This is a genomic window from Qipengyuania sp. HL-TH1 (assembly GCF_036365825.1).
GTDB lineage: Bacteria > Pseudomonadota > Alphaproteobacteria > Sphingomonadales > Sphingomonadaceae > Qipengyuania > Qipengyuania profunda.
On the sequence record NZ_CP142675.1, the window covers coordinates 1,154,206 to 1,167,503 of the forward strand.

Genomic DNA, 13,298 nt, shown 5'->3' on the forward strand with positions numbered 1-13,298 from the left:
CCAGCAATTACGGGATATTGACCATGGCCCAGATCCGCCATGCCTTGAACACACGCCGCGACGATGATTTCGCCGCCTGGTACCAGGACGTCATCAGCTCCGCCGAAATGGCCGAGGAATCGGGCGTGCGCGGCTGCATGGTGATCCGCCCGTGGGGCTTCGGCATCTGGGAGCGCATGCAGCGCCTGCTCGACGACCGGATCAAGGCGACGGGGCATGAAAATGCCTATTTCCCGATCTTCATCCCGCTCTCCAATTTCGAGCGTGAGGCCGAGCATGTCGAAGGCTTTGCCAAGGAAATGGCGGTGGTCACGCATCACCGGCTGATCGCGGGCAAGGATGGCGGGCTGATCCCCGATCCCGAGGCCAAGCTGGAAGAACCGCTGGTGGTGCGCCCGACCTCGGAAACGATCATCGGCGATGCCATGGCGCGCTGGATCCAGAGCTGGCGCGACCTGCCGCTGAAGCTCAACCAGTGGGCCAATGTCGTGCGCTGGGAAATGCGCACGCGCATGTTCCTGCGGACCAGCGAATTCCTGTGGCAGGAAGGCCATACCGCGCATGCCGACGAGGCGGAGGCGAAAGAGCACACGCTGACCATGCTCGAGGTTTACCGGGCCTTTGCCGACGAGGACCTCGCACTGGCAGTGGTGCCCGGTGAAAAGCCCGAGAACGAGCGTTTTCCGGGCGCGGTCGAGACCTGGTCGATCGAGGCGATGATGCAGGACGGCAAGGCGCTGCAGGCGGGCACCAGCCATTATCTCGGCACCAATTTCGCGCAGGCTTCGGGGATCAAGTACCAGAACCGCGAGGGCGGCGAGAGCCTGGCGCATACCACCAGCTGGGGCGTTTCGACGCGGATGGTCGGCGGCGTCATCATGACGCATGGCGATGACGACGGCCTGCGCCTGCCGCCCAAGATCGCGCCGCAGCAGGTGGTGATCCTGCCGATGCTGCGCGACAAGCCCGAAGACCAGGCGCTGATCGACTATTGCGAGGTCCTGCGCGCGACGCTGGCCGGCCAGAGCGTGCTTGGCGAACCGCTCCGCGTGCTGCTCGACACGCGGCCGGGCAAGGCCGCGCAGAAGCGCTGGGACTATGTCCGCAAGGGCGCGCCGGTGATCGTCGAGGTGGGCGGGCGCGACATGGACAATGGCGTTGTCAGCATGCTGCGCCGCGACCGTTTGTGGGATGCCGAAACCGGCAAGCCCGCCTTCGAGAACCCGACGCGCGAAGCCGCAGGGGAGGCCATTCCCGCGATCCTCACCGACATGCAGGCAGCATTGCTTGCCCGGGCTGCCGAGCGCCGCGATGCGAACATCACCCGCGGGGTCACCGATTTCGCCGAGGTGGAAAAGCACTTCTCCGCCTCGCGCTATCCCGGCTGGGTCGAGGTGCAATGGTCGAAGCCGACCGGCGCCGCGCTGGAACAGGTCGTCGAGCGGCTGAAGGACCACAAGCTCACCATCCGCAACGTGCCGATCGGGGCCGAGGCGGTCGATGGCGCGTGCATCTTCACCGGCGAACCCGCGGTCGAGCGCGTGCTGCTGGCAAAGGCCTATTAGTCAGACCGTGACACCGGGCCTTGCCATCCCCATATGGCGCGCATGACAAAACAGAACACGAACCGGCGGCGTCAGGGGATGCCGTCGAAAGAACAGATACTCGAATTCATCCAGACCTCCGACACGCCCGCTGGCAAGCGCGAAATCGCCAAGGCCTTCGGGCTCAAGGGTCAGGAAAAGATCACGCTGAAAAAGCGTCTCAAGGACATGGCCGAGGAAGGCCTCATCGACGGCAAGCGCACTGCCTATCACCGGATGGGCGGCGTGCCCAAGGTGACCGTGCTCAAGGTCGTCGCGATCGAGGATGGCGAAGTAATTGCCGAGCCCGAGAACTGGGCCCCCGACAGCAAGGAAAAGCCGCCGCGGCTGGTGGTGCGCGAAACGACCAAGATGGCTGCGCTGAAGCGCGGCGACCGGATCCTCGCGCGCAACGAGGAAACCGATGACGGCTGGCGCGCGACGCCGATGAAGAAGCTTCCCGCGCGCACCGAAGGCATGATGGGCGTCGTCGAATTCGATGGCGCGGGCAAGCCATGGCTCGCTCCGGTCGACAAGCGCGTACGCGAAAGTGCGCCGATCGGCGATCTGGGCGAGGCGGAGGCAGGCGAGCTGGTGCTGGCCGAACGCATGGGCAAATCCGCCCGCGCGAAGGTCAAGGTGGTCGAGGTGATCGGCGACCCGTTGGCACCCAAGGCATTCAGCCTGATCGCCATCGCTAAGCATGGCATCCCGCATGTCTTCCCGAGCGAAACCATCGCCGAGGCCGAGCGCGCGGTCGACCTGCCGCTCTCGCCCGATCACCGCGAGGATTTGCGCAACGTCCCCATCGTCGCGATCGATCCCGCCGATGCGCGCGACCATGACGATGCCATCTGGGCCGAGCCTGACGGGAAGGGCGGTTACCGCGCGATCATCGCGATCGCCGATGTCAGCTACTACGTGCGCCCCGGCGGCGAGCTGGACCGCGAGGCGCGCAAGCGCGGCAATTCGGTCTATTTCCCCGACCGCGTCGTGCCGATGCTTCCCGAAGTGCTCAGCGCCGATGTCTGCAGCCTCAAGCAGGATGTCGACCGCGCCGCGATGGCCTGCCACATAAGCATCGACAAGGACGGCAAGGTCAGCGACTGGCGCTTTACCCGCGCCATCGTCCGGCTGGCGAAGAACATCGCCTATGAGGACGCGCAGGCCGCGATCGATGCGGGCGACGCGCCCGAATATCTGCAGAACCTGTGGGGCGCGTGGAAGCTGCTGTTCAAGGCGCGGCAGGCACGCGACCCGCTCGATCTCGAACTGCCCGAACGGCAGGTCCGCCTCAATGACGAGGGCGTGATCGAGGAGATCGCGATCCGCGAACGGCTCGACGCGCACCGCGTGGTCGAGGATTTCATGATCGCTGCAAATGTCGCGGCGGCCAAGGCGCTCGAGGCCAAGGCCGCGCCGGTGGTCTACCGCGTCCACGAACAGCCGAGCCGCGAGAAATTGCTCGCCTTCCGCGAATATCTCGCCACGCAGGGCAAGAAGTTCGCGCTGGGCCAGGTGATCACGCCGGGCCTGTTCAACCGCATGCTCAAGGACATTTCCGAGCCGGCGGAAAAAGCGCTCATCATGGAAGCGGTGCTGCGCAGCCAGACGCAGGCGTTTTACGGGCCGCAGAATGCGGGCCACTTCGGCCTCTCGCTCGGCAGCTATGCGCATTTCACCTCGCCGATCCGGCGGTATGCCGACCTGCTGGTGCACCGCGCGCTGGTCGATGCCTACAAGCTCGAACAGCCCAAACCAAAGGTCGACCTGCCCGAAGGCTCGGGCCTGTCCGACCGTGACAAAACCGCGCTGCACCAGATCACCGACGCGATCAGCCAGACCGAACGCCGCGCGATGGAGGCCGAACGCGACACGATCGACCGCTATGTCGCGGCCTGGCTCTCGGGCCGCGTGGGCGAGACCTTCGACACGCGCATCACCGGGGTGCAGGGCTTCGGCTTCTTCGCCACGATCGAGCAGCTCGGCGGCGACGGGCTGGTCCCGGTCAGCACGCTGGGGCGCGAATATTTCAGCTATGACGAAGGCGCGCGCAAGCTCGTCGGCGAACGCAGCGGCACCGAATATGCCGTCGGCGACCGGCTCAAGCTCAAGCTCGCCGAAGCCAATGCGCTGACCGGCGCGCTCAAGTTCGAAGTGCCCGACAGCGATGGCGCGGGGATCGAACCGCGCGGCAACCGCGCCCCGGAAAAGAAGCGGACGCACCAGAACAAGGGTCCGAAGAAGGGCCAGGGTGCCCCGCGCCAGTCGCACCCCGCAGGCAAGCGCGGGCGCCCGGGGAACATCCGCCATCAGGGGCGCAAGAAGAAGTAACGGAACACGCCGGGGGGCGGCTCATTGGGTTGGTGAAGGAGCCTTCATGACCCAGCTTATCCCCGGCCAGAGCGTCCCCGATCTCGACCTGCCGCTGACCATCGATGCGCGCTTCGAACTGTCGAAGCAGCAGCCCGAGGCGTTCACCCTGCTGGTGTTCTACCGCGGCAAGCATTGCCCGATCTGCAAGAAGTACCTCACCGAACTGAGCGGCAAGCTCGACCAGTTCACCGACAAGGGCATCAACGTCTTCGCAGTGTCGATGGACAGCCCCGAACGCGCCGCGGTCAGCCATGAGGAATGGGACACGGGCGAGGTCCCGCTGGCGCATTCGCTGAGCGAGGAAAAGGCCCGCGAATGGGGCCTCTACATCAGCGAAAAGCGGGAGGGCAGCGAAGAACCCGACATCTTCTCCGAACCGGGACTGTTCCTGGTCAAGCCCGATGGCACGCTGCATTTCGCCGTGGTCCAGAACGCGCCATTCACGCGGCCCGATCTCGATGACCTGCTCAGCGGTATCAGCTTCACGCTGGACAAGGATTATCCCACCCGCGGCACGCTGACCTGATCGCTCAGGCGAGGCGGTCGATCTCTTCGCGGCTGAGCCCGCCGGGGACGAGATAGAGCGGGCAGGGCAATTGCCCCGCATGCGCTGCGAAATGCGTCACCAGCGGGCCCGAGCCGCCCTCGGCATGCGTCGCCAGCACCAGCGCGGCGATATTGCCGTGCTCGTCGATATATTTCCGGATGACATCGGCAGGTGATCCCGGTCGCACCGCGATGGTGGGCATCTTGCCGCTTTCGGCAAAGATGTTGCCCGCGGCGGAATTGGCCATCACCTCGGCGCGTTCGCGCGCCTCCTGTTCGATAGTCGCCTGGACCCCGCCGAAGGCGTTGAAGGTCTGCTGCGGCACGAGCGCGAGGATATGCACCGATCCGCCGGTCTTCTGCGCGCGCAGCGAGGCAAACCGCAGCGCCTGCTTGGCCTCCTCGGTCTCGTCCATCACGACAAGGTATGTGCGCATAATTGCTCCCCGATCCTTGCGCGCGGGTTACCCGTAAATTCGTATTCTGCGCAAGGACCTTGCAGCGCAGGGGCATCTTCGGCAGAGGTCGCGGCACAACTCTCTCCCCAGCGAGGACGTAACGTCAGACCATGCCCACGCCGATCAAGATGCCCGCCCTGTCGCCCACCATGGAGGAGGGCACGCTCGCCAAATGGCTGGTCAAGCCGGGGGACAAGGTCGAGGCCGGCGACATCATGGCCGAGATCGAAACCGACAAGGCGACGATGGAATTCGAGGCCGTCGATGAAGGCACGATCGCCAGCATTGCGGTCGAGGAAGGCAGCGAAGGGGTGAAGGTCGGCACCGTGATCGCGATGCTCGCCGAAGAGGGCGAGGATCTCGACGAAGCGGCCGCTGCGGCGCCCGCGGATACGAAGAGCGAAGCGGAAAGCGAGCCGGAAACCATCCCCGCTCAGCCGAAAGAAAAGGACGTCGTCCCAGCGCAAGCTGGGACCGCTACCCACACCGCGCAACCGAAAGCGACCCCAGCTTCCGCTGGGGCGACGGGCAAGGACCGCATCATCGCCTCACCGCTCGCGCGCCGGATCGCCGAACAGAAGGGCGTGGATCTTGCGGACGTGACCGGCTCCGGCCCGCGCGGCCGGATCATCAAGGCCGATGTCGAAGGGCTCGAAGCCGGGGCGGCCCCCGCCAAGGCCGAAGCGTCCGCGCCCGCGGCCAGCGCGCCGCCCAGGCCCGCGACGCTCGGCGGCGATCTCGATGCGCCCTACGAAGCATCCAAGCTCAACAATGTCCGCAAGGTCATCGCGCGCCGCCTGACCGAGGCCAAGCAGACGATCCCGCATATCTACCTCACCGTCGACGTGCGGCTCGATGCGCTGCTCGACCTGCGCAAGCAGCTCAATGCCAGCCTCGAAACCGATGGCGTGAAGCTCTCGGTCAACGATCTGCTGATCAAGGCGCTCGCCCGCGCGCTCCAGCGCGTTCCGGCATGTAATGTCAGCTTCCAGGGCAACGAGCTGTACCAGTATTCGCGCGAGGACATCTCGGTCGCCGTCGCCGCGCCCTCGGGCCTGATCACCCCGATTATCCGCGATGCGGGCAGGAAGGGCCTCGCGCAGATCAGCACCGAGATGAAGGAGCTGGCGGCCAAGGCGAAGGACAACAAGCTGCAGCCGCAGGAATACCAGGGCGGCACCGCCAGCCTGTCCAACCTCGGCATGTTCGGCACCAAGCAGTTCGACGCGGTGATCAACCCGCCGCAGGCGATGATCCTCGCGGTCGGCGCAGGCGAGCAGCGCCCGCATGTGATCGACGGCGCGCTCGGCGTTGCCACGGTGATGAGCGCCACCGGCAGCTTCGACCACCGCGCCATCGACGGCGCCGACGGCGCGCGACTGATGGAAGCCTTCCAGCAACTGTGCGAGAACCCGATGGGGCTGGTGGTTTGATCGACTCGATCTCCAGCCGGGCTGCTACTGCAATTGTTCTTGGCTTTCTGTTGGTAGTAGCCGAGTTCGCGTATTTTAGCGGTTCTCTAAGTTCCGTTAGGTCTCAAGACCTGATCTGGTATTTGTTTGCCTCGCCGGTTCTCATTCCCATCGGCATTCTGACTTCTGCTTCGGCTTTAGTCGCGCTCAGCATCTCGCTGATTGTTGAAAGAATCGAGTGGAAGTTGGCGTTGCTTTTGGCTGCTGTCGTCCTTCAGTTTTGGTTATGGCCAGACTCGCCTAGGTGCAGGTCGCGATCCGGTTGTGAAGACCCTCTGGAATTTTATCGTCACGTGGTGATCTTTTTTTGGATAATCGCCATCGCATTTCATGGCGCCTTCTTCTTCTTGAGGGCAAAAAATGCGGTCGAGAGCGATCCATATCTCGAGAGTTTGAGGGAGCGGAATGATGAGGTGAGGAGCCGTCGCGAGCATGACTGACCGCTTCCCCCTAATCCGCGTCACCGCCATGCCCACCGACCTCAACCCCTATGGCGGGGTGTTCGGCGGGTGGTTGATGAGCCAGATGGCGCTCGGCGCCGGGTCGCTCGCGAGCCGCGAGGGGAAGGGCAAGGCGGTGGTCGTCTCGGCAAGTGATTTCGCATTTCCCGGCGCGATGCAGGTGGGCGACGAGCTGTCGGTCTATTGCGATATCGCCGCGACCGGCACCACCTCGCTCACCATCACTGCCGAAGCGATCGGGCGCGAGCGTAATGGCGAAGCCGAAACCAAGGTCGCGCAAGGCACGTTCAAATTCGTCCTGCTCGACGAAAACGACCGCCCGCGCGCGGTGGCGGAGCGGTGGGCTTGATAGGAATGTCGCAGCCCCCTCTCCCGACCCTCTCCCGCAAGGGGAGAGGGGCTATGAGCGCTGTCCTACAGGCCCGGGTCCATGCGATACGCAGCCGCATGACCCGCACGCATTTCCCGCTCCGGACCGCCGCAATTCGCGGTCCCGCGCGACCCGGATTTTCTTCGCTTGGACCGTGTAACACCCGGTCCATGTCTGCGACCAAACGAGAGACTACAGAGACGAATCATGGCTGACACCAAATACGACGTCATCGTGCTCGGCAGCGGCCCCGGCGGCTATGTCGCGGCCATCCGCTGCGCGCAGCTGGGGCTCAAGACCGCCATCGTCGAGCGCGAACTGCTCGGCGGGATCTGCCTCAACTGGGGCTGCATCCCGACCAAGGCGCTGCTGCGTTCGGCCGAGATCCTGCATTATGCGCAGCATGCCAAGGATTACGGGCTCAAGATCGCAGGCGCGATCGAGGCCGATCTCGAGGCGGTGGTCAAGCGCAGCCGCGGGGTCGCCAAGCAGCTCAACCAGGGCGTCACGCACCTGATGAAGAAGAACAAGATCGCGGTGCGTATGGGCGAGGGCACGCTGACCGGCCCCACCAGCCTCACCGTGAAGGGCGACAAGGGCGAGGAGAAGCTCACCGCCAAGCATGTGATCGTCGCCACCGGCGCGCGCGCACGCGACCTGCCCTTCGCTCCGGCGGACGGCGAACGCGTGTGGACCTACCGCCACGCGATGACGCCCAAGGAAATGCCGAAGAAGCTGCTGGTGATCGGCAGCGGCGCGATCGGGATCGAGTTCGCCAGCTTCTACAACGACATGGGCGTCGATGTGACCGTGGTCGAAATGCTCGACCGCGTGGTGCCGGTCGAGGATGCGGAGGTCTCGGCCTTCCTCGAGAAGAGCCTCACCAAGCAGGGCATGACGATCATGACCGGCGCGGGGGTCGAGGACCTCAAGGTTACTGCCAAGGGCGTGACCGCCAAGATCAAGGACAGCAAGGGCAAGATAAGCGAGACCGAATTCAGCCATTGCATCACCGCGATCGGCATAGTCCCCAACACCGAAAATGTCGGGCTGGAAAAGCTGGCCGAAATGGACCGCGGTTTCATCCAGATCGACGATTACGGGCGCACCAAATCGAAGGGTCTGTGGGCGATCGGTGACTGCACACCGGGGCCGTGGCTGGCGCACAAGGCGAGCCACGAAGGCGTCACCACCGCCGAGGCGATTGCGAAGGAACTCGGCAACAAGGACGTCCACCCGCACCCGCTCGACCGCGCCAACATCCCGGGCTGCACCTATTGCCGCCCGCAGATCGCCAGCGTCGGGCTGACCGAGGCCAAGGCAAAGGAAGCGGGCCGGGAAGTGAAGGCGGGCACCTTCCCCTTCATCGGCAATGGCAAGGCGATCGCGCTGGGCGAGGCCGAGGGCTTCGTGAAGACCGTGTTCGATGCGAAGACCGGCGAACTGCTCGGCGCGCATATGATCGGCGCCGAGGTCACCGAGATGATCCAGGGCTTCGTCGTGGGCAAGACGCTCGAGACCACCGAGGCCGAGCTGATGCAGACGGTGTTCCCGCATCCCACGATCAGCGAATCGATGCATGAGAGCGTGCTTGCGAGCTATGGCCGCGCGCTTCATATCTGAGGCCTGACACGCGCCGCGGCGCGAGGGGGATGACAGCGTGACCGGTTTCCTGATCCTGGCTTTCCTGATCCTCCTGGCCGGGGTCCTCGCGGTGCCGCTGGCCACCCGCCTCGGGCTTGGCTCGGTGCTCGGCTACCTGCTTGCAGGCATGGCGATAGCACCACTGCTCGCCGCGCTGTCGGTCGATGTCGAGGCGCTGCAGGTGTTCGCCGAATTCGGCGTGGTGATGATGCTGTTCATCATCGGGCTCGAGATGGAACCCAAGCGGCTGTGGGCGATGCGCGGCAAGCTCGCCGGGCTCGGCGGCGGGCAGGTGGTGCTGACCACGCTGGTGCTGACCGGTATCGCGCTGCTCGCCGACCAACCCTGGCAGACCGCGCTGGCGGTCGGCATGGTCCTCGCGCTCAGCTCGACCGCGATCATCGTCCAGACGCTGACCGAGAAGGGGCTGATGCGCACGCAGGGCGGCGAGGCCAGCTTCTCGGTGCTGCTGGTCCAGGATGTCGCGGTCATCCCGATCCTCGCGCTGGTACCGCTGCTCGCGCTGCCCGAGCTTGCGTCACTGGCCACAAGTCACGGCGAGGGCGGGGCGCATGGCGGGATCGACCTCACCGCGCCCATGTCGATCTGGGTAGCGGCGGTAACGCGCGTAGGCGCGGTGGCGGCGGTGATCGCCATCGGCATCTTCGCGATCCGCCCGCTGTTCCGCTACATCGCGCGCGCCAATCTGCGCGAGCTGTTCACCGCCGCCGCGCTGGTGGTGGTGATCGGGATCGCGCTGCTGATGTCGCTGGTCGGCCTGTCGCCCGCGCTCGGTGCCTTTATCGCCGGCGTGGTGCTCGCGACCAGCGAGTACCGGCACGAGCTCGAAAGCGATATCAACCCGTTCAAGGGACTGCTGCTGGGCCTGTTCTTCATCACCGTGGGGGCGGGGATCGACTTCGGCCTCGCCGCGACGATCTGGGATTCGGTGCTGTTCTGGGCCGCGGTCACCATCGCCGCCAAGATGGGGGTGCTGCTGGTCGTGGGCTGGCTCTACGGGCTGCGGCATCAGGCGCTGTGGCTGTTCTGCCTCAGCCTCCCGCAAGCGGGCGAGTTCGCCTTCGTGCTGATCGCCTTCGGCGTCGCCAATGCGGTCTTCGCCCCCGAGTTCGCGGCCCAGCTCTTGCTCATCGTCGCGTTGACCATGCTCGTCACCCCGCTGTTGTTCATCGCCTATGACAAGCTGATCGCGCATGCCTATTGCGCGGGGCAGGGCGACCGCGAGGCCGATGCGATCGACGAGGACAACCCGATCATCATCGCCGGGCGCGGGCGGGTCGGCGGGATTGTCGACCGGATGCTCGATGCCTCGGGCCACCGCGTCACGGTGATCGACTACAACAGCGAGCATCTCGAGGTCCTGAAGAAGTTCGGGTCTCGACCTATTACGGCGACGCCACCCGGCCCGACCTGCTCGCCAGCGCGGGGATCGAACGCGCGCGTATCCTCGTCGTGGCGCTCGACGAGCGCGAGCAGATCGACAAGCTGGTACGCTATGCCTGCGCCAACTTCCCGCAATTGCACGTCGTCTCGCGCGCCAAGGACCGCGACCATGTCTATCACCTGTGGGCGATGGGCTGCCGCGACATCGTCCGCGAAACCTACGACAGCAGCCTGCGGATGGGCCGCTCGGTCTATGAGGCGCTGGGCTTCGATCGCCAGTCTGCCATCGCCATGGTCGAGGCCTTCGAGACGATGGACCGGACCTCGATGCGCGAGGTGGCCGATACCTACCGGCTCGACATCCCTGCCTACGAGAACGAGGAACTGCTCGCCAAGATCAGGGAACTCAAGGCCGAATGGGACCCCAAGCTGCGCGAGGCGATGGACGAGATCGCCGCGCGAGGCCGCTAGACGCAACTTGTCGGCATGACGGGCGTTGGTGGGGAAAGGAGACCATGATGACCATTCCCGAACGCGATACCCCGCAAGCCCAGGACGACGCGGCGCAGGACGCCGATGACAGCAAGACGATCAAGGATCACAAGGCATTGCAGAACCAGTCATCGATCGATCCGGAGGACTATCCGAAGGGCGACCGCAAGGCCCAGTCGCTGGTCCGCAAACCAGGCGACAAGGACTGACCGGGGATCGTGGCGGAGAGGGTGGGATTCGAACCCACGAAGGGCTTGCACCCTTGCCGGTTTTCAAGACCGGTGCATTCAACCGCTCTGCCACCTCTCCGCGAGCGCGGCGCTAGCTAGTCAAATCGCTGCGCCTTGTCACGCATTTCCAGGAACAGGGACGGGAGGTTTCCCGTAAACGACGAATGACACTTGCCGTTCAGCTTCGCTCTGCGACAATCAGCGCATGATTTTCCGACGCTTGCTCGCTGCCCTCGGGGCCATCGCCCTTTCGCTCCCCGCCATCCCCGCCCAGGCAAAGGAGGGCTTGAGCTTCGACGCCTACCTCCAGCTGCTCATGGCGCGGGCCAGGGCCGAAGGGGTGGGCGAGGGCACGCTCCAGCGGATGACCGCGGGGCTCGCACCCAATTACCGGGTTATCGAACTCGACCGCGGCCAACCCGGCGCGCCCACCAGCACGGGCTATCCGCCGCTCGCGCCCTACATCGCCTCGCATGTCGATGCGGCGCGCATTCGCGGCGGCCGCGACGCGCGGGCAAGCTGGTCGGGATCTTTGCGCGCGATAGAGCGTGAATATGGCGTCCCCAGCGAGGTTCTGGTCGCGATCTGGGGGCATGAAACCGCCTATGGCGCGGTGAAGGGCGGGTTCGACCTGTCGCAGGCCTTGGCAACGCTTGCCTGGGAAGGGCGCCGCCGCGAGCTTTTCTCGAGCGAGTGGGTCGCGCTGATGAAAGTGGCCGACAAGGGTTATTCGCGCGGCGAGCTCAAGGGCAGCTGGGCGGGCGCCTTCGGCAATCCGCAATTCCTGCCTTCGGTTTATTTGCGCCTTGCCGCCGACGGCAATGGCGACGGGCGCGCCGACATCATGAACAACGGCGCCGATGCGCTGGCCTCGATCGCAAACTACTTCCGCGATGCCGGGTGGCGCACCGGCCAGCCCTGGGGCGTACGCGCTTACCTGCCCTCAGGCTTCGATGTCGCTGCGCATCGCACGCGCATTGTCGCCCCGGTGTGTTCACGCGTCCATGAGCGGCACAGTGTTTACAAGACCGTGGCCGATTGGCGCGCATTAGGCGTCCAGCCCCAGCGCGCGCTCGACGAGAATACGCTCGTCACGCTGTTCCAGCCCGACGGTCCGGGAACACCGGCCTGGCTCTTAACCTCGAATTATCGGGTGATCCTCGAGTATAATTGCTCGAACTATTACGCGATGAGTGTAGGGCTGCTGGCCGATGAAATTGCCAATTAGGATATCGTTCGCCTCGGTCGCGGGTCTCGCGCTGCTCAGCCTCGGCGCCTGCGCCAGCACCGCGCAGACTGCTTCCGGTCCCGTGGAGCGTTCGATCGCAAACGGACCGGCGGAGGATTATCCGGTGGTGGTCGGCGATCCGTTCACGGTTGACGGTATCACCTACACCCCCGTCGACACGATGAATTACGACCAGGTCGGCTATGCCACCGTCGACGAGCCCGGCGCTGCGGGCGTCACGGGCGCGCACCGCACATTGCCGCTGCCCAGCTATGTCGAAGTCACTGCGCTCGATACGGGGCGCACCGTGCTCGTCCGGATCGAACGGCGCGGACCGATGACCAACGACCGCCTCGTCTCGCTTTCCGAAGCGGCTTTGGCGCAGCTGGGCATTGGCGAAGGTGCGCCGGTACGGATGCGCCGGGTCAATCCCCCCGAAGAGCAACGCGCGCAGCTGCGCGCCGGGGGCGAGGCACCGCCGAGGATGGATACGCCTGCGGGCCTGCTCGAAGTGCTCAAGCGGCGTTTGCCCGAACGCGGTTCGGCGCCGCTGGGCGATGCAAGGCAGGCGCAGGTCAGTGGCATCGCGCCGGTTCCCGGTGCTATCGCCACGCTCGACCCCGACGAGGAAGCTGCAGTGGCCCCGACCCAGGACGATCCCGATAGCTCGCCGGCTCCCGCCGAAGATAGTGCGGTTACCCGCCCCGAACTGCCGATGGCGGTCGAGGGCGGCCCAGCGCGCGCACCGCTGATGGTCCCGGTGACCGCGGATGGGACCTACACGGTCCAGCTCGGGGCGTTTTCGGTCCGCGCCAATGCCGATCGGCTGGCGCGCGAGGTCCAGGGCTATGTCGAGACCAGCGGCAATCTCGCGCTTGTCCGGGTTGGCCCCTTCGCCACCCGTGGACAGGCGGAGCAGGCGCTCGCCAAGCTGCGCGAGCGCGGTTATAGCGACGCGGAAATACGTTCACTCGACTGATACGCCGCGGCTCTCGCCCGGCACGGGAGCAACCTTGCGTAATTGCCTGAATTCG

At 65.3% G+C, this 13,298-nt stretch carries 12 protein-coding genes, 1 tRNA gene and 1 pseudogene; 12 read left to right on the forward strand and 2 right to left on the reverse strand.

Going from position 1 to position 13,298, the window contains the following annotated elements; translation table 11 throughout:
* Positions 1-23: 23 nt before the first annotated feature.
* Genes proS through VWN43_RS06255 form a run of 3 tightly spaced genes read left to right on the forward strand, consistent with a single transcriptional unit; the run spans position 24 to position 4,485 of the window.
* Entirely contained in the window at positions 24-1,565 is a 1,542-nt protein-coding gene (proS, locus tag VWN43_RS06245; protein ID WP_320180225.1) for a proline--tRNA ligase, read from the forward strand.
* Positions 1,566-1,598: 33 nt separating this feature from the next.
* Positions 1,599-3,917 (forward strand): ribonuclease R, encoded by a 2,319-nt coding sequence (gene rnr, locus VWN43_RS06250; RefSeq protein WP_320180224.1) that lies wholly within the window; start codon positions 1,599-1,601, stop codon positions 3,915-3,917.
* Between the two features lie 46 nt (positions 3,918-3,963).
* Complete coding sequence (locus VWN43_RS06255) at positions 3,964-4,485, forward strand: peroxiredoxin-like family protein (protein WP_320180223.1); 522 nt, start codon at positions 3,964-3,966, stop codon at positions 4,483-4,485.
* A 4-nt stretch (positions 4,486-4,489) separates the two neighbouring features.
* Here the strand turns inward: VWN43_RS06255 and VWN43_RS06260 are convergent, their stop codons facing one another.
* Positions 4,490-4,942 carry a universal stress protein gene (locus VWN43_RS06260; protein WP_263606834.1) on the reverse strand — a complete coding sequence of 151 codons (453 nt, stop codon included), beginning with the start codon at positions 4,940-4,942 and terminating at the stop codon, positions 4,490-4,492.
* Positions 4,943-5,073: 131 nt separating this feature from the next.
* Between VWN43_RS06260 and VWN43_RS06265 the strand changes: the two genes are divergently transcribed.
* The 7 genes and pseudogenes from VWN43_RS06265 (at position 5,074) to VWN43_RS06295 (ending at position 11,015) form a co-directional block, all read left to right on the forward strand.
* A complete protein-coding gene (locus VWN43_RS06265) occupies positions 5,074-6,396 on the forward strand; it encodes a pyruvate dehydrogenase complex dihydrolipoamide acetyltransferase (protein ID WP_320180222.1) in 1,323 nt (440 codons plus the stop codon).
* Complete coding sequence (locus VWN43_RS06270) at positions 6,393-6,875, forward strand: hypothetical protein (protein WP_320180221.1); 483 nt, start codon at positions 6,393-6,395, stop codon at positions 6,873-6,875. Before VWN43_RS06265 ends, VWN43_RS06270 begins: the two co-directional genes overlap by 4 nt.
* Positions 6,868-7,245 (forward strand): acyl-CoA thioesterase, encoded by a 378-nt coding sequence (locus VWN43_RS06275; protein WP_320180220.1) that lies wholly within the window; start codon positions 6,868-6,870, stop codon positions 7,243-7,245. The genes VWN43_RS06270 and VWN43_RS06275 overlap by 8 nt, the downstream gene beginning before the upstream one ends.
* A 228-nt stretch (positions 7,246-7,473) precedes the next feature.
* A complete protein-coding gene (gene lpdA / locus VWN43_RS06280) occupies positions 7,474-8,889 on the forward strand; it encodes a dihydrolipoyl dehydrogenase (protein WP_320180219.1) in 1,416 nt (471 codons plus the stop codon).
* A gap of 124 nt (positions 8,890-9,013) precedes the next feature.
* A pseudogene (locus VWN43_RS06285) lies at positions 9,014-10,039 on the forward strand (cation:proton antiporter domain-containing protein); the annotation flags it as partial.
* A 92-nt stretch (positions 10,040-10,131) separates the two neighbouring features.
* On the forward strand, positions 10,132-10,785 hold the full coding sequence (locus tag VWN43_RS06290) for an NAD-binding protein (RefSeq protein ID WP_330768583.1): 654 nt from the start codon (positions 10,132-10,134) through the stop codon (positions 10,783-10,785).
* Positions 10,786-10,832: 47 nt separating this feature from the next.
* Positions 10,833-11,015, forward strand: a complete 183-nt coding sequence (locus VWN43_RS06295) for a hypothetical protein (RefSeq protein WP_320180217.1) — start codon at positions 10,833-10,835, stop codon at positions 11,013-11,015.
* 10 nt (positions 11,016-11,025) lie between these two features.
* Here the strand turns inward: VWN43_RS06295 and VWN43_RS06300 are convergent.
* Positions 11,026-11,115, reverse strand: a tRNA-Ser gene (locus VWN43_RS06300).
* Between the two features lie 126 nt (positions 11,116-11,241).
* Between VWN43_RS06300 and VWN43_RS06305 the strand changes: the two genes are divergently transcribed.
* Both VWN43_RS06305 and VWN43_RS06310 read left to right on the forward strand, forming a co-directional pair.
* Complete coding sequence (locus VWN43_RS06305; protein ID WP_320180216.1) at positions 11,242-12,264, forward strand: lytic murein transglycosylase; 1,023 nt, start codon at positions 11,242-11,244, stop codon at positions 12,262-12,264.
* Complete coding sequence (locus VWN43_RS06310) at positions 12,248-13,243, forward strand: SPOR domain-containing protein (RefSeq protein ID WP_320180215.1); 996 nt, start codon at positions 12,248-12,250, stop codon at positions 13,241-13,243. The genes VWN43_RS06305 and VWN43_RS06310 overlap by 17 nt, the downstream gene beginning before the upstream one ends.
* The last annotated feature ends 55 nt before the right edge of the window (positions 13,244-13,298 follow it).

Excerpts from the sequence above, each read along its gene's own strand:
- VWN43_RS06295 (WP_320180217.1), top strand. The coding sequence starts at position 10,833 with ATGACCATTCCCGAACGCGATACCCCGCAAGCCCAGGACGACGCGGCG.
- VWN43_RS06275 (WP_320180220.1), top strand. The coding sequence starts at position 6,868 with ATGACTGACCGCTTCCCCCTAATCCGCGTCACCGCCATGCCCACCGAC.
- VWN43_RS06305 (WP_320180216.1), top strand. The coding sequence starts at position 11,242 with ATGATTTTCCGACGCTTGCTCGCTGCCCTCGGGGCCATCGCCCTTTCG.
- rnr (WP_320180224.1), top strand. The coding sequence starts at position 1,599 with ATGGCGCGCATGACAAAACAGAACACGAACCGGCGGCGTCAGGGGATG.
- VWN43_RS06310 (WP_320180215.1), top strand. The coding sequence starts at position 12,248 with ATGAAATTGCCAATTAGGATATCGTTCGCCTCGGTCGCGGGTCTCGCG.
- VWN43_RS06260 (WP_263606834.1), bottom strand. The coding sequence starts at position 4,942 with ATGCGCACATACCTTGTCGTGATGGACGAGACCGAGGAGGCCAAGCAG.
- lpdA (WP_320180219.1), top strand. The coding sequence starts at position 7,474 with ATGGCTGACACCAAATACGACGTCATCGTGCTCGGCAGCGGCCCCGGC.
- VWN43_RS06255 (WP_320180223.1), top strand. The coding sequence starts at position 3,964 with ATGACCCAGCTTATCCCCGGCCAGAGCGTCCCCGATCTCGACCTGCCG.
- proS (WP_320180225.1), top strand. The coding sequence starts at position 24 with ATGGCCCAGATCCGCCATGCCTTGAACACACGCCGCGACGATGATTTC.
- VWN43_RS06265 (WP_320180222.1), top strand. The coding sequence starts at position 5,074 with ATGCCCACGCCGATCAAGATGCCCGCCCTGTCGCCCACCATGGAGGAG.